Genomic DNA, 20,951 nt, shown 5'->3' on the forward strand with positions numbered 1-20,951 from the left:
TGACCGCTGTGTATCCTAAAGCGTACGTGGCTTTTTTACATGAATTTCATACGACAAGAGATTATTTTGAGTGTCATGAAATTCTTGAAGAATTTTGGAAAGAAGATCCTCCTCATCAGCGCAAAAAGTACTGGGTGGGTCTCATTCAGCTTGCTGTTGCTTTGTATCATCAAAGACGAGGAAATGGAAAAGGAGCAAAACGGCTGATTTCAAACAGCCTTCATATATTAGATTCGGACCGGAACGTACTAACAGAATTAGGTCTTGATGAAGAGGCATTTCTTTTACTGCTGAGAACACTGAAAAAGAAAATCGATGAAGACATGCCCTACGAAAGTGTGATGCTGCCAATCCGAGATGAAACGCTTCTTTCTTTATGCCAAGAGATGGCGGAAAAAGAAGGCTTAACCTTCGGACAGGAGAGCAACTTATCCCATACATTCTTAATTGAAAAGCATAGACTGCGTGATCGGACGGACGTATTGCTTGAACGTGAAAAACAGATGGAACGTAAAAAAAGCAGAGGCATATAACCTCTGCTTTTACACGTGTGATATTTAGTTTGTTTCATTGTGACACTTATGAAAGAAGCCTTGCGTTAATTCATTTGGAATGAGTGTTTTCGTTTTGAATACTTCTTCCACGGCTAATACCATTTCCTTGCCGATGCCTTGGTCACGATGGGACGGATTGACACTAATATGTTCGATTTGTACTTGGTCGTCTGTTTTCAGCACACCAATCGCACCGACGATATCCTCGCCATCTTTCCAAAGGAACAGCTGCCGATCTTCATCCATTTCATACGACTTTATCGTCTGCTGAAGCTGTTTGACGTCTTTCTCACCCGGCATAAAGGACAGGAGTCCCATGGCAATTTTTTCAAAAGACCTCTTGTAACGAATTAACATATATACCCCTCAATATTAAAATTATCCTATTTTACAGCAAATGTCTTATGAATCACTTGCTCATCACACATTATAAACACTTTTAGGTTGTTTTTAAACTCTTTTTCATCAAATTAACGAAACGTTCGATTTAGGTTGGCCATTTCAATAGCAGCTGCAGCCGATTCACTGCCTTTATTTCCAGCCTTTGTACCGGCTCTTTCAATAGCTTGTTCAATAGATTCTGTTGTCAGTACACCAAAGATAATCGGCACCCCTGTTGAGATGGCACTTTGTGCGATTCCTTTAGCCGCTTCATTACAAACATAATCGTAATGTGATGTTGCCCCGCGAATCACGGTTCCAAGTGTAATGACTGCATCATATTTTTTTGTTTCTGCTAGTTTTTTTGCCATATACGGAATTTCAAAAGCCCCCGGCACCCACACGACATCAATATCGTCACCGTTTGCTCCGTGTCTGAGCAATGTATCTTCTGCCCCATCTAGCAATTTACTTGTAATAAAATCATTAAATCTAGCGACGACGATTCCAAACTTTAATCCTTCTGCTACTACATTCCCTTGTATTGTATTCATATGTTCATCATCCTTTTTTGTGATTTTTATTTTGTTTTCATTGTCGTTGTTTGCTTGTTTATATATGCCTGCAATGCTTCAATCGTCAGCATCTTTAAATCGTGTTCTTTTTGAATTTTTTGTAGTTCGGGTACGCGGGCCATGGTTCCATCTGCATTCATAATTTCACATATGACACCCGCTGGCACTGAACCCGCAAGTTTAGCAAGATCAACGGCCGCTTCTGTATGACCTGGTCTTTCTACTACGCCTCCCTCTTTCGCAATAAGAGGGAAAACATGACCTGGTCGGGCAAAATCTTCTGGTTTTGACTCTTTATTTAACATGGCCAATATGGTCGTTGAGCGCTCAAAAGCACTTATACCAGTTGTCGTTGACGTATGGTCGATGCTCACTGTAAATGCTGTATGATGTGCATCCGTATTTCGCTCGACCATGGGGTGCAGATCCAAGTGTTTCGCAATCGAGACATGAACTGGTGTGCAAATAAGACCTCTTCCATGTAAAGCCATGAAGTTAATGACTTCCGGCGTTGCATGCTCAGCAAGTGCCACAAAGTCTCCTTCATTTTCTCTGTCTTCATCATCTACTACGATAATGATTTCTCCTCGTTTCAGGGCATTTACTGCCTCATCAACTGAATGATACATACAATCGCCTCCTAGAATCCGTGCTCTTTTAAAAATGATGGGGTTAATCGTGATGGCTGCTTTTCGTTTTGCTCTTTTGTTAAAAAGCGATAAATGTATTTACCGATCATGTCACATTCAATATTTACTACATCCCCCATAGATTTAGTCGGGAAAATAGTTCCTTCAAGCGTATGTGGAATGATAGAAACTGTCACGTGAGCATCTCGCAAATCGAAAATAGTCAAGCTGACGCCGTCTATTGCGATCGATCCCTTTTTTGTGAGCATATCTGTGAGGGTCTTGTCCATTTTCAAATCATAGTAAATGGCATTACTCTTCTTTTCTACACGGGTAATCACAGCCGTTCCATCAACATGGCCTGAAACAAAATGACCGCCGAATCGTCCATTTGATGACATCGCTCGCTCTAAATTCACTTGGCTACCTGGCGCAAGCTGATCAAGTGATGTCGCTTTGACCGTCTCAGGCATCACATCTGCCGCAAACTGTTCTTTTGTGAAGCTTGTGACAGTGAGACAAACACCATTGATGGCGATACTATCGCCTAGGTGAACATCTTCTAGTACACGACTGCACTTGATGATAATTTCCATGGCATCTGCGGATCTTTTGCTTAATGACTGGACTGTACCCACTTCTTCAATAATCCCCGTAAACATGTGATCCTCCCTTTCTCTTTCTTTTGTACTTCTCACTTTATGAAAAAGCGATGTTTGGGACATGTGATCGATTGAACACCTTCGTCGCTTTTTATGGTCCATACAAGGTAAATGAGGGATCACCTAATAAACACTGCATGCGATGACTATATTGACATACAGAAAGCCCCGGAAAAATTCCGGGGCTTTGGTTTTTTTGCATTAGAAATAAAACTATGATCAACACATATTTTTTGTTCATACATAGCTTTCGTTATCCTTCTCCCATCCAGACTTTCACTGTCGGCTTCAGCTTCTCACTGAATCAACCGTTAATAAATTAACGGGTCACGGGCTGTAAAGCATTTGCTTTATTACCGTCGGTCGGGATTTTCACCCTGCCCCGAAGGATACAATCGATATTTAGCTGTCCTTAGGGGCTATTATAGCGATCCTTGTGGTCAAATGCAACAATCAAGATTTATCACCTGTTCATAAAAAAAGCCTCCCTATAGGAAAGGAGACTTGTTAATTGACGACTTTTACTACTTTTATAAGACCGTCTATTCTTTTTTCATTACTAAAGTATGCTTTAATACGATCGCCTTTTTTCAGATCGGCCACATCATCTTCAAATTTCTTCCCATTAAAAATGATTTTCGTGCCATTTTTGGCTTGACCGTAATACTCATCACCATCAATTTTTGTAATGGTATATTCATAGATGGTGTAATCTTTATCATTATTCGTTAAACTTTCGCCAATGGCTGTTGGCACATCTTCAATTTTCATGCCATTCATGTATAAATAACCTGCGCCTAAACAAAGCAGTAAAACAAATAAGATTGCGATTTTCAATTTGATTTTCCCCATTTTTAGAACCTCCATCATCTGCACTTCGCCTATTTGTATGTTCTATTCCTTCTTTTGATGAAATAAAACCAAAAAAGCTGATTTTCATTAATGGTTACTTATATAACGATTCAAATGGACTTTTGGTTCCACCTTTTCATCATTACATATGATACGAATATGCGTTCTTTATTAAGGGGGTCTTTTTTCCTCTTTATCTGTTAGCAGGGTGAACAAGAAAGACGAGCTTTTTGATTATATTCTTTTCTCTAATGCGAATAGATCTTCCTCTAACAATTGAGATCTTTGAACAGCGATATTTCGGCTGTCACGAACCCCTTGATTATAATAGTAGCTTCCAAGATGCTTTGTGATAAATTCTAATATATTGATGGCTGCTAATTCACCAATCTCCTCTTCTCGTTCTTCAGCAAAGTAACGCTGAATGACAATCATCATCTGATTTTTTTCTTCTTTTGTTAATGGTTTCAAAGTATCTCCTGCTTTCTTACAGCATGATCACACGCTTTTTAGATTTGCACTTTCACTTATTTTTAGAGCTGCAAATGGTGACACTCACAAATACGAATGTTTGTTCTCTTATCATATCACAAAAACGTGTCCATAACACCCTAAAAGAAAAAGCGTGTTTTAATCAATTGATCAAAATACGCTTTCTTTATATAGACTATTTATTTCAATATGGATAGGATCGTCGCTACAGAATGATCTACAAATGAACGCTCTGGGCGAGATTTCATGAGGACTGTAAGTCCAATAAAAGAAACAACCAGCGCCTGTGCTAAGGCTTTGGCATTCAGACTGCTTTCGAGCTCACCCGAGCGAATACCTTGTACAATTTTTTCTTCAAAAATGACCGAAAGATACATCTGATGCTCTCTTGTGAGAATTTCAAATTTCTCTTCGTGGGGGGCAAGCTCGACTATTGTATTGATGCAGAAGCACCCTTTACTCGGCCCATTTCCATATTCCTCTGCTACTAATTCAGCAAATAATGTATGAAATGCTTCCTTTACAGATAGATTGTTTTGAAGTTTTGTTCGAATGTGGGCAGCATGCTGAGTTGTATATTTGCGTAATGCCGCTTCAAACAATTCCTCTTTATCACCGAACGCTGAGTATAAGCTTGGCCGCTGTATTCCCATTTTTGCAGTTACGTCGCTTAATGTAGTGGCTCTGTACCCCTTCTCCCAAAAAAGCAACAAGGCCTCATCTAATGCTTTTTCCTCATCAAATTCCCGTTGTCGAACCATCATCAACCCTCATTTCTATCTATCATAAAAACCTCTTCACTAAATCAATCATCTATTTCTTATAAGGATTTTTTACTCATCGGTACATTATCATTTTATTTTATTGACGTATCATTGTCAAACCGACTGCCCATCTCAAGATCTTCACTACATCATCTTGACTTTAAAACGTTTCTCTGGTTATCCTTAACAGGAATTATTTTATACCAAACAGTATATTATACTATTTAGTACAAAAAGAGAGGATGACATGCATGAAAAAAGAAAAAATGAATGCCGTTGAACATTCTGATCTGGAAACGACTCATTTACAAATAAACACCCGATCAACGATGACTCGCAATATGGCTCTACTGTTTTCGACAGCCTCGGGGATGGCAGTTGCAAACATATACTTTGCACAGCCATTATTAGACTCCCTCGCATCCGAGTTTGGTATCAGCTATTCATCCGTTGGTATGGTCATTACGATTACTCAGCTTTGTTATGCGCTTGGACTGCTACTGATCGTACCACTTGGTGATCTGATCAACCATCGGCGGCTCATCGTAGCTCAAATGCTAGTATCCGTGTTATCTCTCATTCTAGTCGGTATCGCCCCTACCGCCACCGTCCTGTTCATAGGACTAGCTGCGGTGGGACTGCTCGCTGTAGTCACTCAGGTACTCGTAGCATTCGCAGCGACATGGGCCGCTCCTGAAGAACGTGGCCGCATAGTGGGCTTGGTTCAAAGTGGAATTGTGATTGGTATTCTTCTCGCACGAACGTTTGCTGGTGTACTAACCGATCTCGCCGGCTGGAGATCAGTCTATCTCGTTTCCGGCGTGATGATGCTGATCATAACTGGCGTGTTGTACCGGTATCTTCCGCGTGCTGACAGCAAGAGAGTCTCCATATCCTATGTGAACTTGCTCGCTTCAATGTTTATATTGTTCAGACAAGAACGAATTCTACTTATTCGTGGCGTACTGGGTTTTCTGATCTTTGTTGTGTTTGGCACGCTGTGGACTTCACTTGTGCTGCCTCTCAGCACTACGCCATACAATCTGTCACATACGGCAATTGGTGCATTTGGCCTTGCTGGAGTTGCCGGAGCATTAGGTGCCGCTCGAGCTGGAAGCCTTGCTGATCGAGGCTTAGGACAGTTAACAACGTGCATCGCCCTTGTCCTATTACTCTTTTCATGGTGTTTTATTTTTTTCACTGAATATTCCCTCATTTTATTAATCGTTGGTATAGTCATTCTTGACCTATCTGTGCAGGCCGTTCATGTGACCAATCAAAGTATGATTTTCATGGTCCGGCCTGAGGCGAGAAGCCGGCTGACTGCTGCTTATATGATTTTTTATTCCCTCGGCAGTGCGCTCGGTTCTATTGTATCAACTAACATATACGCAAACGCTGGCTGGAATGGGGTATGTCTATTTGGAGCCTCTATCAGCGCCTTAGCCCTTTTATATTGGATGATCACCTACCGCTTCACGGCACAGATCACAGGAACATCAGATTTAAAATAAAAAAAACACCGCAATTAAGCGGTGTTTTGGATTAAGCATCGATCACTTCGACTTTTTCCATGCCTTGTCCTTGTTCCATATCAAGAACAGCTTCGATACCAGATGTTACTTTGCCAAAAACAGTGTGAACACCGTTTAAGTGCGGCTGTGGGTCATGTACGATAAAGAATTGGCTGCCGCCAGTGTCTTTACCAGCGTGTGCCATTGATAATGAACCTCTCTCGTGCTGATGAGGGTTTCCTTCTGTTTCACATTTAATTGTGTAACCAGGTCCTCCAGTTCCATTACCGTTTGGATCGCCGCCTTGGCTTACGAACCCTGGGATCACGCGGTGGAATTTCAATCCATCGTAGAAGCCTTCATTCGCTAATTTTTCAAAGTTTGCTACTGTACCTGGAGCAGCCTCTGGGTAAAGTTCAAACTCAATTTTCTTTCCATTCGTTAATTGTATGTATCCTTTTTTCGCCATTTTTCACATTCTCCTTTCAGGTTAAACAACGCTCATTATAGCACATTTTCGGTGATGTTAAACATCCCCTGCTTGTCGAATGTGATTTACCTCTTTTGCCATCATTGATAAAATAAAAGAGCTTGATCCTTTTCTCCTAAGGAAATGATCACAGACTGAGCAAATCACTTCATCATATTGGAGGTTTCAAACATCTTTAAAAGAAAATTGAAACGTCAGACTGATTTGTTACGTCTATATGATGGAGTACGATTCAAATCATGTACTCAAAAGATGAGTTTCTCACCATCGAGAAACGCTTTCGACTTGAAGGAGGTCAACATGTTTAAAAAAACAATGCTTGGTATGATGGCAGCGCTCCTTTTACTGATTGGTGCGCCAAAAGTCAGCTTAGCGGATGCAGCTGTCGGCGATGTCATCGTCACACTCGGGCAAGACTTAACACCGGCTGATCGTCAGAAGGTGCTTGACGAGTTGAATCCACCTGAAAATGCGACAAAAATTGAAGTAACCAATAAAGAAGAGCACGAATATTTAGGAAAGTATATCCCTCGTTCTTCTATCGGGACGAGAGCATTATCATCTTCATCCATCACCATTGAAAAATCAGGTGCGGGTCTGACCGTGGATACACATAACATTAAGACCATTACAGATGAGATGTATTTAAATGCTTTAATGACCGCAGGCGTGAAAGATGCAAAGGTTGTCGTGACGGCGCCGTTTGAAGTATCTGGTACAGCAGCACTGACAGGTCTATTAAAAGCCTATGAAGTGTCAAGCGACAAAGCCATTCCCGAAGATGTGAAACAGGTGGCAAACGAAGAACTTGTAACAACATCTAAACTGGGAGACTCTATTGGAAAAGACAATGCTTCTGCCCTGATTGCAAAAATCAAAGATGACATTGCCAAAAATGGAGTTCCTAAAACAACAAAAGAAGTGGAAGAAAAAGTAGATCAAGCCGCTTCTGATTTGAACTTAAATCTAACGCAAGACCAAAAAGATCAACTTGTCTCTCTCTTTGATAAGATGAAAAATATCAATATCGATTGGAAACAAGTCGGATCTCAAATTGATAAAGCAAAAGACAAGATTACAAAATTCATAGAATCAGATGAAGGGAAAAACCTTCTACAGAAGATTTGGGATTTCTTTGTCTCTATTTGGAACGCGATCGTCTCTGTATTTACTGGTGGAAAATAAATGTCATAGAAAAAGCTGCCTGATGATCAGGCAGCTTTTTTTAAGTCGATGATTTCACTTTTGATTGATAAGGTAAATCCAATTTGACAATGTCCTCATATGTCTCACGCTCAACGACAAGCTGCGCTTCCCCATCTTCTACAAATACTACAGCCGGGCGCGGGATGCGGTTATAGTTGTTTGACATGCTGTAGCCATAAGCTCCTGTACAAAAGACAGCTAACAAGTCTCCCTGTGATAACTCTGGCAGATCAATATCCCAAATGAGCATATCTCCACTTTCACAGCATTTTCCTGCAATGGACACAGTTTGATCATGCGTTTGACTCATTTTATTGGCGCTTGCTGCTTCATATTTTGCTTGATATAAAGCAGGTCGAATGTTATCACTCATTCCGCCGTCAATGGCTACATAATCGCGAATGCCAGGTACATGTTTTGATGAACCAATCGTATAAAGAGTGGTTCCCGCATCTCCAACAAGTGAGCGGCCTGGCTCAATCCAAATTTCAGGCATCTTAAACTCATAGCGGGCTACATTTTCTTTCACCGCTTGAATAATTTTCTCCACGTATTCAGTTGCTGGAAGTGGTTCGTCCTCTTCTGTATAACGGATGCCAAAGCCTCCGCCTAAGTTCAACACTGTGGAAATAAATCCAAATGATTCTCTCCATTCATCCAGCTTCAAGAAAATTTTATCTGCCGCAAGGACAAAACCAGCTGTATCAAAGATTTGAGAGCCGATATGGCAGTGGACACCTAAAAGCTCGATCACTTCTGATTCAAGTACTTGTTTGACCGCTTCGTCTGCTTGTCCATTATGAAGATCAAAACCGAATTTTGAATCTTCTTGACCTGTTGTAATATAGTCATGCGTATGTGCTTCAACGCCCGGCGTGATGCGGAGGAGTACTTTCACCTGTTTTGACAGCTCTTGCCCAAGCTGTTCAATGAGATTGATTTCATAGAAATTATCAACAACAATACAGCCGATTCCATGCGCTAATGCCATCTTTAATTCTTCTCTGCTTTTGTTGTTACCATGGAAATGAATTTTTTCTACTGGAAACCCGGCACAAATGGCTGTGTGCAGCTCCCCGCCTGAAACGACATCAAGTGATAAGCCTTCTTCTTTTGCCAGCTGGAACATGGCAATAGAAGAAAAAGCCTTACTCGCATATGCCACCTGAGCCTTTAGTTCTTCTTCAATAAATGCTTTCTGAAAGCTTTTTGCACGCTCCCGTATTAAAGCCACATCATATACATAAAGTGGTGTCCCATACGTTTCAGCTAAAGAAACGGCATCAACACCACCAATTTCTAAATGTCCGAGTTCATTTTGTCTGCAAGTGCCGTGTAAATACAATGTCATTCCCTCTTTCTCCGCCTCGGCTGAAAAAAGACAGCTGCACAAGCTGCCTTTTGCCGTTTCTCAAAGTTAAAAATACAATATCACAATCTTCAGCCACTTTCAACGAGCGTTAAGAATTTGGCGGAATTTTTGATCTGTTCTGAGGGTGAACGATGCTTGGCCTTACTTTTGAGCCAGGAACAGACGTCCGAATGAGCACTTGCCACAAAGCCTTTCCATTAAAAGGAATGAACGGCCACATATAAGGCGTCTGTAAGGAACGAATGGATGTTAAATAAATAAGTAACAGCGTAAAACCGATGATCAGTCCATTCAGCTTAAAGATCGCTACTAGTGCTAATATGATCAGTCGGATGATTTTATTAGCGACACTCAGTTCATAACTTGGAGTGGTGAATGTACCGATGGCTGCTAGCGAGACGTATAATATGACCTCTGGTGTAAATAAACCGACATCAATTGCAATTTGTCCAATTAAGACAGCTGCAATCAAGCCCATGGCAGTCGACAAGGCGGTCGGCGTATGAATCGCCGCCATTCGTAAAAATTCCACCCCAAAATCAGCAAGGAATACTTGGAGAATGACAGGAATATGAGAAGGTTTGTTAAATCCAATATAGCTTAGATTGTCTGGCAGAAGATTCGGTTCTAGAATAAAAAGAAACCAGATCGGCAAAAGAAAAGTAGAACATAAGATGCCTAAAAAACGCACCCATCTTAAAAAAGTCCCAACTGCTGGCGCCTGGCGGTATTCTTCAGCATGTTGAACGTGATGAAAAATAGTGGTTGGTGTAATGATGACACTAGGAGATGTATCAGTAATGATGATGACATGCCCTTCTAATATATGGTTAGCGGCTACATCTGGGCGCTCGGTGTATCGCACAAGCGGGAAGGGATTATATCCTTGCTTAATGATAAATTCTTCTATTGTTTTATCAGACATCGTCAGTCCGTCAACTTTAATCCCAGACACTTCTTTTTCGATAATATCAACAAGATCAGGGTCAGCTATGTCTTCAATATAACAAACACAAACGTCTGCTTTAGAACGCTCGCCTACTTTAAGCATTTTGTATCGCAGTTTTTCATCCCGCACTCTTCTGCGAATGAGTGCTGTGTTCACAATGATGTTTTCAACAAAGCCGTCTCTTGCACCTCTGACAACCTTTTCTGTATCCGGTTCCTCCGGCATTCTGCCAGGGTAGCTCCTGACGTCAATAATAAATGCGTAATTTTCACCTTCGACAACGACTGCCACAAGTCCAGACAACACTTGATCCACTGCTTCATCAAGTGTTTCAACTTTTGAGACTTGCTGATTGACAAGACGGTTTTCTACCACACGTGCAAGATCATCTGATTCAGGTTCATTGTCATTGATTTCAATCAGTTCTTTTAATAAATAGATCACATATTGTGTATCACATAATCCATTTACATAGTAAAGCTGGATTTCCTGATCATGGACATAAATTTTCCGAACGCCAAGGTCAAAGCTGAGACCCATCCCGACATTGTCTTTGAAAAAATCTTCATTTTTCTTCGGATCTCGGTACACGTGCACCTTGTCTTTCTTCATGGAAACCGCTCCTTTCTAAAATTAATTCGACTGCCTTCATTGTGATGGGGGACCCTTTGCTTAGATCATCTTTCCGTCCCATCTTGCCAATATCTCCAATGCCGACAACAATCGGAGGCTGTAGTGAATCGAGACAATACACTGTATCTCCACTCATTTTGTGTGGTTCCATTTCTGGAAGTCCATGTTTGTCAACGCCGTATTCTGTCAGTTCACCTTCCCGGTCAATGGAGACATGTACCTTTGTCCATTCCGCTTGATGGGTTTTAGATGCCACTGCAATGGCGCCAATCACTTCAATTTCAGGGTGACGTGCTACGTGCTTCATAGCCGTCTCCCCTGTTCCTTCACCTGTTAGGCCAGAATCATCAAACATGACAAACACTGGGTCATACGGCGTTTTTAAAATCATCTGGACCAGTTCTGGCCCTGTTCGTTTGCTCGGATTCCCTTTTGAGCTGGAAATACATCTTCCGCCGACTTTCTTTGCGACAAGCTCAATCGTTTTGGCAGCATATATATCTCCGTCTGTCACTAAAATGACTTTGCGTCTTTGCCCCATATTAGGTTATCCTTTCGGTTTAAAGATAAGTGCAATGATAAATGAAAATAAAATCGCAGCTGATATTCCAGCAGAGGTTAACTCAAAAATCCCAATTCCGATTCCAATAAATCCGTGGACATCGGCCTGATGCATCGCCCCATGAAGCAAGCTATGACCAAAGCTTACGATAGGGACGGTAGCACCCGCTCCTGCAAATTCAATAAATTTATCATAAATACCAAACCCGTCTAAAATCGTCCCCGCCACAACAAAGGTCGTCATGACATGTGCCGGTGTGAGTTTCAGTACATCAAGTAAAAGCTGGCCGATTACGCAAATCAGTCCGCCTGCAACAAAAGCAATCAAATAATCCATTAGCTTTCTCCTCCTGCACGCTCAAATACAACTCCGTGCGCAATGGTTGGAATGGTCTCTTTTTGCTGAACCATCATTGGGCTGAGAAGCGCCCCGGTTGCTACAACCAATACTCTTTGCAAATTCCCTGCTTTCATTTCTTGAAAGATGTGACTGAATGTCACGACAGCTGAGCAGGCACAGCCGCTGCCTCCAGCGAATACATTTTGATCAGGTGTGTATATGATTAATCCGCAATCATCATGCTTCCGTCCAAGCTGAATGCCATCTTCTTTCAGAAGATCCTTTAAAATAGGCGATCCAATTCCAGATAGATCTCCTGTTAGGATGAGATCATAATCATCTACTGTTCTTCCTAAGTCTTCTAAATGTTGTTTGATTGTGTCTGCCGCTGCAGGCGCCATAGCAGAACCCATATCGAATGGATCTGTAATCCCAAGATCCATCACCCGTCCGACAGTGGCACTTGTAATTTGAATTTGGGAAGGTTCTTGGCTGATGACGACAGCACCGCTCCCTGTCACTGTACTTGTGGCTGTATCTGGTTTTTGCCCGCCATATTCTGTTGGATTACGGAATTGCCGCTCTGCCGTCGCATTGTGACTGCTTGTCGCAGCAAGTGCTCTATTGGCAAACCCACCATCTATTAACGCTGAGGCAATGGCGACTGATTCCATAGATGTGGAGCAGGCACCAAATAAACAAAGAAACGGGATTTTGAGTTCTCTTGCCACATAGTTGGCTGTCACGTTTTGGTTCAGTAAATCTCCTGCCAGCAAAAGGTCAATATCACTTTTTTGCAAATTCGCTTTTGATAAGGCCATTGATATGGCATCATCCATGAGCTGCCTTTCAGCCATTTCCCAGTTCTTTTGATAACAGTGCATTTCATCATAGGTTTTATCAATGAGATGACCGATTGGGCCTTCTTTTTCTTTCGGTCCTGCAGCTGTTCCTTCCGCATTCACATAAAGCTTGTGTTCAAATACCCAAGATTGCTTACCTGTTAGTTTCACGTTTTATTCCTCCTACGAAAACATCTTTTCCAAGACGTATCGAATAATCCCTACGACATATGCCGAGACGACACCAAACACAATGACGTTCCCAGCTAGTTTAAACATGTTGGTCGCTACACCTAACACAAGCCCTTCACTTTTATGCTCAAGAGCCGCACTTGTCATGCTATTTGCAAATCCTGTCACCGGGACAGCTGATCCCGCTCCAGCAAACTGGCCGATTTTATCGTAAATACCAATACCAGTTAAAATAGAAGAAATTAAAATAAGGGTCGCCACCGTTGGATTCCCTGCTGTCTTCTCATTAAAATCAAAAAAAGTAATATAGAAATTTTGCAATCCCTCGCCTATCGCACAAATCAAACCGCCGACAAGAAAAGCCTTGATGCAGTTCAGTACATAAGGAGGTTTCGGCTGATACGTTTTCACTTTAGATGGATAGTTCTCTTTTAAACTTGACACGTGTTGTTCCCTCCACATTTTTAAATATAAATAAGCCAATGAAATAGCGAGCCAAACACCTTTCCTAAGACGATGGCCATGAGCAGCAGCACAATTTTCCCGTCCATTCCAATTCTTTTCGTTAAGATAGGAAGTACATTTAACACTTCTGTGAGTGCGGCAGCAAGCATGCCGACAAAAATGCCAGATAAAAGACCGATCGGTAGCGCCAGCCATTTGGATAAATGCAAATGGACTTGACTTAAAGTAGCCCAGCCGCCAACGACCGCTCCACTTATCACGGCAGCCTCATATCCTTGAATAAAACGCTGCGTTTTCGTTAATTGCATTAATCGAGGGATAATACCAAGCACTGTAAGAAACGCCACAAATCCTGCCCCTACCGTTAAACCGCCGCCGAGCCCAACAAGCACCACAAAAAGCCATTTACCGATCATGGATATCTTTCAATGTTTCTTTGTTTTCATTGAGTGCGACATAATGATCAAGATCGAGCTGATATTTAAACATTTCCACTTCAAGCGGGCTTGGCTCTTCGTTTAAACGCTTTTTAAACACATGATTGAAAAATAAAATCATGCCAAAACCGAGTCCAAAGCTATATGGAATTTGTAATAAATACGGATGCTCAACCGTGTTTCCAGTAATCATCTCGTAAAGGCGGATATGAACAAGTCGCATACTAACATCCTCATGGAAATTCATGATGGCAAGGGCCGCTCCGACAAATAAGAGGAGCCATACAAACACGAATAATACGGGGGACAGCTGGCGTTTGCCTGTGTCTATTTCAACAATGGCTTCTGAGCCTCCGACTGTTTGAATGTCAATGTCAGGCCATGTTTTTTTGATCGTTTTGACCACATGCATGATATCTAACACAACGATGTGACGATCCTTTTTGCTGACATGGTATATCGGCATTTTGCTCAGCTTTTGCACAGCACTGTCATCTCCAGTGATTTGGGCGATATCCTCTAAATAAATAAGCTGATCATTACCAGTCTTAATCCGATGGCGCAGCCGAATAAAGATTTGTCCGTCCATCCAAGTCACTTCCTATACGATGGGTTAAAAATAGTATGTGGTGAAAAATGGTTCTCATACTGAAAGAACTTGATTTACCGGTAATTACCACACAAAAAAAGCCAGCCGAATTGGCTAGCTGTCCTTTTGATCCATTTGCATTTGAATTTGTTTTAAAATTTTCTTTTCAAGCCGTGAGACTTGCACTTGGGAAATTCCGAGTCTTTCTGCTACTTCTGATTGTGTTTGGTCTTTATAATACCTTAAATAGACAATCAGTTTCTCACGCTCTTCTAATTCTTTAATCGCCTCTTTTAGCGCAATTTTATCAAACCATCTTTCTTCTGAATGATCGGCAATTTGATCGAGCAACGTAATCGGATCGCCGTCATTTTCATACACGGTTTCATGAATAGATGATGGTGAGCGGACCGCTTCTTGAGCAAGGACAACATCCTCAGGTGTGATGTCCAGATATTCAGCGATTTCCTGAACAGTCGGCATTCTGCCATGAGATTTAGACAATTCGTCCCTTGCCCGCCTGATTTTATTTCCAAGTTCCTTTAAAGACCTGCTGACTTTGACGGTTCCATCATCACGAATGAAACGCTGAATTTCACCAATGATCATTGGAACGGCATACGTCGAAAACTTCACATCATAAGACAAATCAAATTTATCAACAGATTTCAGCAGGCCAATACAGCCTATTTGGAACAGATCATCTGGTTCATATCCTCTATTTAAAAAGCGCTGAACAACGGACCAAACAAGACGCATGTTTTTTTCTACGAGGAGGTCTCTTGCTTGTTGATCTCCGTCTTGGCTTTTTTTGATGAGCTGTTTCACTTCATCATTAGACAGCTGTGCTTTTTTTGCTTGCTTTTTTACCTCCACATCCATATGAGCAGCTCCTTAATTACAAAGCGCTTTGCTTTTTGATAGATGCTTTGTTAAGCGGATCGTTGTGCCCATTTCTGGAGATGAGTCCACCATGACATCATCCATAAAGTTCTCCATGATCGTAAAGCCCATCCCGGAGCGCTCTAAGTCTGGTTTCGTCGTAAAAAGCGGCTGCCTTGCTTCCTCAAGATCTGAAATGCCCATACCTTCGTCTCGAATCGTCAGATACACAATATGGTCATCCAGTGTAACGCTAATGTGCACCTTGCCGTCTGGATTCCCGTCATACCCGTGAATGATCGAGTTCGTGACCGCCTCTGATACAACGGTTTTGATTTCTGTTAGCTCATCTAATGTTGGATCAAGCTGAGCGATGAATGCTGCCACCGTTACTCTCGCAAAGGATTCGTTTTGACTTAAAGCAGAAAAAGTCAGATTCATTTCATTTGTCATGATGCCACCCCCAATGTTTGCAGCGCAGTTTGCTCTGAAGGCTCCATACGAATAATTTTAAACAAGCCGGACATATCAAATAAACGGTTCACCGCTGGCGAGATCGCACAGACGACCATTTCACCGCCAAGTTGTTTAATTTCTTTGTATCTTCCTAAAATCACTCCGAGCCCAGAGCTGTCCATAAACGATAAATCAGCTAAATTCAGCACAATGTGGCGAATGTCCTCTGTTTCCAAATAATTCGTCACCTTTTGTCTCAATGTCTCTGCGGAGTGATGATCAAGCTCCCCTGTCAACCGAATGCAAAGTACGCTCTCTTTTATTTGAAAATCAATACCAAGGCTCATCTTTTCTTCCTCCTTGCTCTATTTTCGGATAAAGAATGTTTCTCTTTCTTCACATGCAAATCCTTCACCATGACAAAACTAGTGATCATTCGTCACATTTAGATGTTCTTTTCGTTCATAGCAAAAAAGACTGCCAGTTGCAGCAGTCTTTCACCTTTTACTTCCATTTAACAAATTCGGCCATAGCCCGTTTGAAGAACGTCCAAACACCGGCTTTTTCCATATCTTCTTTCGCTTCAACAGGACTTTCATGAAGCACTTTTCCATCTTTTTTCAAGATGATGGTGCCAAGTTTCGTTCCTTTTGAAAATGGGGCTGTGACATCTTGAGTTAATTTAATTTCTTTTTTGATCTGATCGACATTTTCGCCTTTTTTCGTTAGAAGAGAAATCGGTTCAGACGTGACAAGCTGAATTTTTTTCTTTTTCCCTTTGCTCACTTTGATCTCTGCTACATCTTGACCACGCTTGTACAGAGGATGCGTTGTATATTGACTAAAGGCGTAATCCAGCATTTTGACGACTTGGGCGTTTCTGTCTTTTGGTGTGCTTGCGCCGAATACAACAGCAATCACGCGCATGTTCCCTTTTTTAGCGGATGCAGTTAGACAGTATTTCGCCTCGCCTGTAAACCCTGTTTTCACCCCATCCACACCTGGATAAAATTTAATGAGACGGTTTGTATTCACAAGCCAGAATTTTTTATCCGTGTTCTGACGAAGATAGTCTTCGTATACACCTGTGAACTTGGTGATCTCTTCATATTTCAACAGCTCTTTCGCCATTTTTGCCATATCATGAGCCGTGCTGTAATGATCTTTTTCAGGAAGTCCTGTTGGATTTTGAAAGACCGTTGAGGTGAGTCCAAGCTCTTTTGCCTTTTTGTTCATTTGCTCAACAAACTGTTCTTCAGATCCAGCAATATGTTCTGCCATGGCAACTGAAGCATCGTTTCCTGACGCAATCGCAATGCCTTTTAGCATGTCTTTAACCGTCATTTCTTCTCCCGGTTCAAGGAAAATTTGTGAGCCTCCCATAGATGCTGCATGATCGCTCGTTCTTACTTTATCAGTCATTTTTAATTTCCCTTGATCCATCGCTTCCATGATGAGAAGCATCGTCATGATTTTGGTCATACTTGCAGGGGCAAGCTTTTCATCACTGTTTTTGTTGTAAAGCACTTTTCCCGTGTCACGTTCCATTAAAATCGCTGATTTGGCTTCATGCGCCAATTCTGATGTTTGTTTTTCTCCTGGCTTTTCGATCTTTTCTTTTGCCATCGCTGATGGTGAAACCATTGAAATAAGGATCATTAAAGTAAACAATGCACATATATGACGTTTCAAGTGGCAGACCTCCATTATCGTAATCCTTTCTATTTTTTCCTCATAAAGGCTGTTTTATTCAGAGATCGTTTGATTGCCATAAAAAAAAGCCCTCTGTTTATGAACAGAAGGCTTTTTCACACGATCTATGAGAGTTGTTTGACAACTTCTTTCACTAAATCAAGGAAACTTGCTTTCACTTTTTCCGTCACTTCGATCACTTCATCATGAGAAAGCGGCTGATCTAAAATACCTGAAGCCGCATTAGAGATGCATGAAATACCAAGTACTTTTATGCCTGCATGACGTGCCACAATCACTTCTGGCACAGTCGACATACCGACTGCATCAGCGCCAAGCGTTCTGAGGAAACGAACCTCTGCCGGTGTTTCATATGAAGGGCCTGTCATTCCTGCATAAACCCCTTGCTGCACAGATATGCCTAAATGTTTAGCCGTTTTCTCTGCAAGTGCCAACAAATCTTTATCATACGGTGCAGACATATCAGGGAAACGAACCCCTTGACTGTCGTTTGGTCCAATTAACGGATTGGTTCCCATCATATTGATATGATCTGTAATCAACATAAGATCGCCAGGATGGAAGGACGTATTCACACCGCCCGCTGCATTTGTCACAATACATGTTTCAATGCCGATTTCTTTCATCACACGGACAGGAAATGTCACCTGCTTCATATCATACCCTTCATAGTAATGGAAACGTCCTTGCATGGCACAAACGACCGTGCCTTTCAGCGTTCCAATGACGAGCTGGCCTGCATGCCCTTCTACTGTTGAAACAGGGAATCCAGGAATATCTTCATATTTCAATTTGATTGGATTTTCAATCTCATCGGCTAAAATGCCAAGACCTGAACCTAAAATTAATCCAACTGTTGGTACATATGTCGATGCTTGTTTAATATATGCCGCCGCTTCTGAAAACTGTGCTCCCACGTGATTTCCCCCTATTTGAGTTTAGATAAAAAGCTTGTTCCGTATTTTGGCAGCGTTGATTTAAAATTATCTGCTACCGTTGCCCCAAGATCAGCAAATGTTTTCGCTGTTGGCAGCTCATTCGCCTCTTGATGCTTTTTGCTGTAAGCAATAAGCGGAACGTATTCTCTTGTATGATCTGTTCCGTGATGAACCGGGTCATTTCCGTGATCTGCTGTGATCACAAGCAGATCATCCTCTTTTAATAGATCAAACACTTCAGGTAGACGTGCGTCAAATTCCTCTAGTGCCTTACCGTAGCCTTCTGGATCTCTTCTATGTCCATAAAGCGCATCAAAATCGACAAGGTTTAAGAAGCTCAGCCCAGTAAAGTCTGTTTTCAGCGTCTCCACTAGCTTGTCCATTCCATCCATGTTGGATTTCGTTCTGAGTGAAGAGGTGATTCCTTCACCATCATAAATATCAGAGATTTTTCCGATCGCAATGACATCAAGTCCATCATCTTTCAATTCATTCATGACGGTACGGTCGAATGGTTTTAATGCATAGTCATGACGATTTGGTGTTCTAACAAATGCCCCCGGCTCCCCGACAAATGGACGAGCGATGATGCGCCCTACCATATATTTTTCATCTAAAGTCAGTTCACGTGCGATTTCGCAAATGCGGTAAAGTTCGTCTAATGGCACAACTTCTTCGTGTGCAGCAATTTGCAGCACAGAATCTGCTGAAGTATAAACGATTAAATCGCCTGTTTTCATATGCTCTTCGCCAAGCTCATCCAGAATTTCTGTACCAGACGCTGGTTTATTTCCAATGATGCCACGCCCTGTTTTTTCTTTTAATTCATTTAACAGTTCATCTGGAAAGCCGTCTGGAAAGACTTTAAATGGTGTGTCGATGTAAAGACCCATGATTTCCCAATGCCCTGTCATTGTGTCTTTCCCGTTGGATGCTTCTTGCATTTTCCCATAATACGCAAGCGGTTTTTCGTCCGCTGGAATTCCTTTAATTTCTTTAATATGACTTAGCCCAAGCTTCGCCATATTCGGCATATGAAGCCCGTTCATTTTTTCAGCAATATGTCCAAGTGTATCTGCACCTACATCATTAAAATCAGCAGCATCAGGTGCTTCCCCGATTCCTACTGAATCCATCACAATGAGGAAAATACGTTTATACTGATAATCAGGCATAAAAAAGCGCCTCCTTCAATATTCTTGTCCTTTCACCTTTCACAACTGGAGAGGTCAGACATCTCAAGTATAAACCGTTTTCAAGTCAATTGACAACCATAAACGGTCCAAACATAAAAAAGCATGATACACGTTCACCGTGCCATGCTTTACTTATGCCCTTGGATGGAATTTGTGATACACGTCTTTTAATCTTGTTTTTGTGACATGTGTGTAAATTTGTGTAGTAGAAATATCGGCATGTCCGAGCATTTCCTGTACGGCTCTAAGATCCGCACCGTTTTCAAGCAAATGTGTCGCAAATGAATGTCTGAGCGTATGAGGCGTCAATTCTTTTTGAATACCTGCTTCTATGGCTCGTTTCTTTAAGTTCTTCCAAAAGCCCTGCCGCGACATTTTTTTTCCGTGATGATTCAGAAACAAGGCATCGGCCGGCTGTTTTTTGAGCAGCTTGTTTCTGCCTTTTTCTATATACACTTCAATCGCACTTGCAGCAGCTTCACCAATAGGCACGATTCGCTCTTTTCTTCCTTTTCCAAAACAGCGGATAAACCCCATGGTCAGATGCACATCTGCAAGAGTCAGATCAAGCATTTCACTTACGCGAATACCTGTTGCATATAAAAGTTCGAGCATGGCTTTGTCACGGTAGTCAAATGGTGTTTGCTGCTTAGGTGTATCGAGCAGCTTTTCTACCTCATCTAATGATAGAACTTTCGGTAATTTCCGCTCTGTTTTTTGTGATTCAATGTTCCATGACGGGTCATCTGTTGTCACTTTTTCACGGAGCAAAAATTGATGAAAGGAGCGTATCGATGATAGATGACGGACGGACGTTTTACTCGATTTCCCCTCGTCTTTTAACTGTTTTAAATAATGAATAATATGAAGGCGTGTGACGTCTTTTACATCTGTCAATTGTTCATGCGTCATTAAAAAAGACAAATAGTTCTGTAAATCTCTTTTATAAGAGACAATGGTATTTTCAGAGAGTCCTCTCTCTACTGTCATAAAATGAATAAAGTCGGATAATTGATCCTTCAATGGTTTCTACTCCCCGTTTTGATAAAAATAAATCAATCGATCCTGCCAGCTGTCTTGTTTCGGCTGATCCATTTCCATCACTTTTATCGCTGCACCTTCTGGTTTATCATAACGATGATAGCTTTCATATTCTGAATTTATCCATATCATAGCATAATAGAACAGGACGGTAAAACCAGTGAACAAGATAAATACTTTCATTACTTCACCTGTTGTTTTGAGCCATTTTCGCATGTTCTTCATG

At 41.6% G+C, this 20,951-nt stretch carries 27 protein-coding genes and 1 riboswitch; of the genes, 3 read left to right on the forward strand and 24 right to left on the reverse strand.

The window, feature by feature from the left end:
* Positions 1-8: 8 nt before the first annotated feature.
* Positions 9-533: a DUF309 domain-containing protein gene (locus MKY11_RS10860; protein ID WP_072367786.1), complete on the forward strand. Its 525-nt coding sequence runs from the start codon at positions 9-11 to the stop codon at positions 531-533.
* A 24-nt stretch (positions 534-557) separates the two neighbouring features.
* On the opposite strand, the gene MKY11_RS10865 is transcribed toward MKY11_RS10860, so the two are convergent.
* From MKY11_RS10865 to MKY11_RS10895, 7 genes are all read right to left on the reverse strand, one after another.
* Positions 558-911, reverse strand: a complete 354-nt coding sequence (locus MKY11_RS10865; protein WP_017359785.1) for a GNAT family N-acetyltransferase — start codon at positions 909-911, stop codon at positions 558-560.
* 113 nt (positions 912-1,024) lie between these two features.
* Positions 1,025-1,489 (reverse strand): 6,7-dimethyl-8-ribityllumazine synthase, encoded by a 465-nt coding sequence (gene ribE, locus MKY11_RS10870; RefSeq protein WP_007501031.1) that lies wholly within the window; start codon positions 1,487-1,489, stop codon positions 1,025-1,027.
* Positions 1,490-1,515: 26 nt separating this feature from the next.
* The gene (ribB, locus tag MKY11_RS10875; RefSeq protein ID WP_342501405.1) at positions 1,516-2,139 is read right to left on the reverse strand and encodes a 3,4-dihydroxy-2-butanone-4-phosphate synthase; all 624 of its coding nucleotides are present in this window, start codon (positions 2,137-2,139) and stop codon (positions 1,516-1,518) included.
* Between the two features lie 11 nt (positions 2,140-2,150).
* Complete coding sequence (gene ribE, locus MKY11_RS10880; RefSeq protein ID WP_026050106.1) at positions 2,151-2,801, reverse strand: riboflavin synthase; 651 nt, start codon at positions 2,799-2,801, stop codon at positions 2,151-2,153.
* 252 nt (positions 2,802-3,053) lie between these two features.
* A riboswitch (FMN riboswitch) is annotated at positions 3,054-3,195 on the reverse strand.
* A gap of 113 nt (positions 3,196-3,308) precedes the next feature.
* Entirely contained in the window at positions 3,309-3,653 is a 345-nt protein-coding gene (locus MKY11_RS10885; protein ID WP_008344451.1) for a hypothetical protein, read from the reverse strand.
* Positions 3,654-3,887: 234 nt separating this feature from the next.
* Positions 3,888-4,124 carry a DUF2164 family protein gene (locus MKY11_RS10890; protein WP_342501406.1) on the reverse strand — a complete coding sequence of 79 codons (237 nt, stop codon included), beginning with the start codon at positions 4,122-4,124 and terminating at the stop codon, positions 3,888-3,890.
* Positions 4,125-4,324: 200 nt separating this feature from the next.
* Positions 4,325-4,906 carry a TetR/AcrR family transcriptional regulator gene (locus MKY11_RS10895; RefSeq protein WP_342501407.1) on the reverse strand — a complete coding sequence of 194 codons (582 nt, stop codon included), beginning with the start codon at positions 4,904-4,906 and terminating at the stop codon, positions 4,325-4,327.
* Positions 4,907-5,160: 254 nt separating this feature from the next.
* Here MKY11_RS10895 and MKY11_RS10900 point away from each other — a divergent pair, with 254 nt between their 5' ends.
* Positions 5,161-6,423: an MFS transporter gene (locus MKY11_RS10900; RefSeq protein WP_342502108.1), complete on the forward strand. Its 1,263-nt coding sequence runs from the start codon at positions 5,161-5,163 to the stop codon at positions 6,421-6,423.
* Positions 6,424-6,454: 31 nt separating this feature from the next.
* Here the strand turns inward: MKY11_RS10900 and MKY11_RS10905 are convergent, their stop codons facing one another.
* Positions 6,455-6,892 carry a peptidylprolyl isomerase gene (locus MKY11_RS10905; RefSeq protein WP_007501040.1) on the reverse strand — a complete coding sequence of 146 codons (438 nt, stop codon included), beginning with the start codon at positions 6,890-6,892 and terminating at the stop codon, positions 6,455-6,457.
* 321 nt (positions 6,893-7,213) lie between these two features.
* Between MKY11_RS10905 and MKY11_RS10910 the strand changes: the two genes are divergently transcribed.
* Positions 7,214-8,098, forward strand: a complete 885-nt coding sequence (locus MKY11_RS10910) for a DUF1002 domain-containing protein (RefSeq protein ID WP_277687675.1) — start codon at positions 7,214-7,216, stop codon at positions 8,096-8,098.
* A gap of 40 nt (positions 8,099-8,138) precedes the next feature.
* Here MKY11_RS10910 and lysA read toward each other — a convergent pair whose 3' ends face one another.
* The 16 genes from lysA to MKY11_RS10990 all read right to left on the reverse strand — a co-directional run bounded on the left by lysA (position 8,139) and on the right by MKY11_RS10990 (position 20,941).
* Entirely contained in the window at positions 8,139-9,464 is a 1,326-nt protein-coding gene (lysA, locus tag MKY11_RS10915; protein WP_024718927.1) for a diaminopimelate decarboxylase, read from the reverse strand.
* A gap of 115 nt (positions 9,465-9,579) precedes the next feature.
* On the reverse strand, positions 9,580-11,052 hold the full coding sequence (locus MKY11_RS10920) for a spore germination protein (protein WP_007501043.1): 1,473 nt from the start codon (positions 11,050-11,052) through the stop codon (positions 9,580-9,582).
* Complete coding sequence (locus MKY11_RS10925) at positions 11,006-11,614, reverse strand: stage V sporulation protein AE (protein WP_342501408.1); 609 nt, start codon at positions 11,612-11,614, stop codon at positions 11,006-11,008. The genes MKY11_RS10920 and MKY11_RS10925 overlap by 47 nt, the downstream gene beginning before the upstream one ends.
* Before the next feature lie 6 nt (positions 11,615-11,620).
* Positions 11,621-11,971, reverse strand: a complete 351-nt coding sequence (gene spoVAE, locus MKY11_RS10930; RefSeq protein ID WP_007501045.1) for a stage V sporulation protein AE — start codon at positions 11,969-11,971, stop codon at positions 11,621-11,623.
* A complete protein-coding gene (gene spoVAD / locus MKY11_RS10935; protein ID WP_024718928.1) occupies positions 11,971-12,987 on the reverse strand; it encodes a stage V sporulation protein AD in 1,017 nt (338 codons plus the stop codon). The genes spoVAE and spoVAD overlap by 1 nt, the downstream gene beginning before the upstream one ends.
* Before the next feature lie 12 nt (positions 12,988-12,999).
* Positions 13,000-13,452 carry a stage V sporulation protein AC gene (spoVAC, locus tag MKY11_RS10940; RefSeq protein ID WP_024718929.1) on the reverse strand — a complete coding sequence of 151 codons (453 nt, stop codon included), beginning with the start codon at positions 13,450-13,452 and terminating at the stop codon, positions 13,000-13,002.
* Positions 13,453-13,472: 20 nt separating this feature from the next.
* A complete protein-coding gene (locus MKY11_RS10945; protein WP_007501049.1) occupies positions 13,473-13,889 on the reverse strand; it encodes a stage V sporulation protein AB in 417 nt (138 codons plus the stop codon).
* Positions 13,879-14,499: a stage V sporulation protein AA gene (locus tag MKY11_RS10950; RefSeq protein ID WP_024718931.1), complete on the reverse strand. Its 621-nt coding sequence runs from the start codon at positions 14,497-14,499 to the stop codon at positions 13,879-13,881. Before MKY11_RS10950 ends, MKY11_RS10945 begins: the two co-directional genes overlap by 11 nt.
* A 114-nt stretch (positions 14,500-14,613) precedes the next feature.
* Positions 14,614-15,381 (reverse strand): RNA polymerase sporulation sigma factor SigF, encoded by a 768-nt coding sequence (gene sigF, locus MKY11_RS10955; protein WP_007501051.1) that lies wholly within the window; start codon positions 15,379-15,381, stop codon positions 14,614-14,616.
* 12 nt (positions 15,382-15,393) lie between these two features.
* Positions 15,394-15,834, reverse strand: coding sequence for an anti-sigma F factor (gene spoIIAB, locus MKY11_RS10960; protein WP_007501052.1), 441 nt, complete (start codon positions 15,832-15,834; stop codon positions 15,394-15,396).
* Positions 15,831-16,184: an anti-sigma F factor antagonist gene (gene spoIIAA / locus MKY11_RS10965; RefSeq protein ID WP_008344431.1), complete on the reverse strand. Its 354-nt coding sequence runs from the start codon at positions 16,182-16,184 to the stop codon at positions 15,831-15,833. Before spoIIAA ends, spoIIAB begins: the two co-directional genes overlap by 4 nt.
* 157 nt (positions 16,185-16,341) lie before the next feature.
* Positions 16,342-17,544 (reverse strand): D-alanyl-D-alanine carboxypeptidase family protein, encoded by a 1,203-nt coding sequence (locus MKY11_RS10970; RefSeq protein ID WP_007501054.1) that lies wholly within the window; start codon positions 17,542-17,544, stop codon positions 16,342-16,344.
* 110 nt (positions 17,545-17,654) lie between these two features.
* On the reverse strand, positions 17,655-18,467 hold the full coding sequence (locus MKY11_RS10975; protein ID WP_019743098.1) for a purine-nucleoside phosphorylase: 813 nt from the start codon (positions 18,465-18,467) through the stop codon (positions 17,655-17,657).
* An 11-nt stretch (positions 18,468-18,478) separates the two neighbouring features.
* Complete coding sequence (deoB, locus tag MKY11_RS10980) at positions 18,479-19,663, reverse strand: phosphopentomutase (protein ID WP_025207568.1); 1,185 nt, start codon at positions 19,661-19,663, stop codon at positions 18,479-18,481.
* 153 nt (positions 19,664-19,816) lie between these two features.
* The gene (xerD, locus tag MKY11_RS10985) at positions 19,817-20,707 is read right to left on the reverse strand and encodes a site-specific tyrosine recombinase XerD (RefSeq protein WP_007501057.1); all 891 of its coding nucleotides are present in this window, start codon (positions 20,705-20,707) and stop codon (positions 19,817-19,819) included.
* Positions 20,708-20,713: 6 nt separating this feature from the next.
* Positions 20,714-20,941 carry a YqzK family protein gene (locus MKY11_RS10990; protein WP_008344420.1) on the reverse strand — a complete coding sequence of 76 codons (228 nt, stop codon included), beginning with the start codon at positions 20,939-20,941 and terminating at the stop codon, positions 20,714-20,716.
* Between the last annotated feature and the right edge of the window lie 10 nt (positions 20,942-20,951).

It is taken from the genome of Bacillus sp. FSL W7-1085 (genome assembly GCF_038595035.1).
Lineage (GTDB): Bacteria > Bacillota > Bacilli > Bacillales > Bacillaceae > Bacillus > Bacillus altitudinis.

What these genes read in the sequence shown, in the direction of transcription:
- MKY11_RS10865 (WP_017359785.1), bottom strand. Translation starts at nt 911, where the DNA reads ATGTTAATTCGTTACAAGAGGTCTTTTGAAAAAATTGCCATGGGACTC.
- ribE (WP_007501031.1), bottom strand. Translation starts at nt 1,489, where the DNA reads ATGAATACAATACAAGGGAATGTAGTAGCAGAAGGATTAAAGTTTGGA.
- ribB (WP_342501405.1), bottom strand. Translation starts at nt 2,139, where the DNA reads ATGTATCATTCAGTTGATGAGGCAGTAAATGCCCTGAAACGAGGAGAA.
- ribE (WP_026050106.1), bottom strand. Translation starts at nt 2,801, where the DNA reads ATGTTTACGGGGATTATTGAAGAAGTGGGTACAGTCCAGTCATTAAGC.
- MKY11_RS10885 (WP_008344451.1), bottom strand. Translation starts at nt 3,653, where the DNA reads ATGGGGAAAATCAAATTGAAAATCGCAATCTTATTTGTTTTACTGCTT.
- MKY11_RS10895 (WP_342501407.1), bottom strand. Translation starts at nt 4,906, where the DNA reads ATGGTTCGACAACGGGAATTTGATGAGGAAAAAGCATTAGATGAGGCC.
- MKY11_RS10900 (WP_342502108.1), top strand. Translation starts at nt 5,161, where the DNA reads ATGAAAAAAGAAAAAATGAATGCCGTTGAACATTCTGATCTGGAAACG.
- MKY11_RS10905 (WP_007501040.1), bottom strand. Translation starts at nt 6,892, where the DNA reads ATGGCGAAAAAAGGATACATACAATTAACGAATGGAAAGAAAATTGAG.
- MKY11_RS10910 (WP_277687675.1), top strand. Translation starts at nt 7,214, where the DNA reads ATGTTTAAAAAAACAATGCTTGGTATGATGGCAGCGCTCCTTTTACTG.
- MKY11_RS10920 (WP_007501043.1), bottom strand. Translation starts at nt 11,052, where the DNA reads ATGAAGAAAGACAAGGTGCACGTGTACCGAGATCCGAAGAAAAATGAA.
- MKY11_RS10925 (WP_342501408.1), bottom strand. Translation starts at nt 11,614, where the DNA reads ATGGGGCAAAGACGCAAAGTCATTTTAGTGACAGACGGAGATATATAT.
- spoVAE (WP_007501045.1), bottom strand. Translation starts at nt 11,971, where the DNA reads ATGGATTATTTGATTGCTTTTGTTGCAGGCGGACTGATTTGCGTAATC.
- MKY11_RS10945 (WP_007501049.1), bottom strand. Translation starts at nt 13,889, where the DNA reads ATGATCGGTAAATGGCTTTTTGTGGTGCTTGTTGGGCTCGGCGGCGGT.
- MKY11_RS10950 (WP_024718931.1), bottom strand. Translation starts at nt 14,499, where the DNA reads ATGGACGGACAAATCTTTATTCGGCTGCGCCATCGGATTAAGACTGGT.
- sigF (WP_007501051.1), bottom strand. Translation starts at nt 15,381, where the DNA reads ATGGATGTGGAGGTAAAAAAGCAAGCAAAAAAAGCACAGCTGTCTAAT.
- spoIIAB (WP_007501052.1), bottom strand. Translation starts at nt 15,834, where the DNA reads ATGACAAATGAAATGAATCTGACTTTTTCTGCTTTAAGTCAAAACGAA.
- spoIIAA (WP_008344431.1), bottom strand. Translation starts at nt 16,184, where the DNA reads ATGAGCCTTGGTATTGATTTTCAAATAAAAGAGAGCGTACTTTGCATT.
- MKY11_RS10970 (WP_007501054.1), bottom strand. Translation starts at nt 17,544, where the DNA reads ATGGAGGTCTGCCACTTGAAACGTCATATATGTGCATTGTTTACTTTA.
- deoB (WP_025207568.1), bottom strand. Translation starts at nt 19,663, where the DNA reads ATGCCTGATTATCAGTATAAACGTATTTTCCTCATTGTGATGGATTCA.
- MKY11_RS10990 (WP_008344420.1), bottom strand. Translation starts at nt 20,941, where the DNA reads ATGCGAAAATGGCTCAAAACAACAGGTGAAGTAATGAAAGTATTTATC.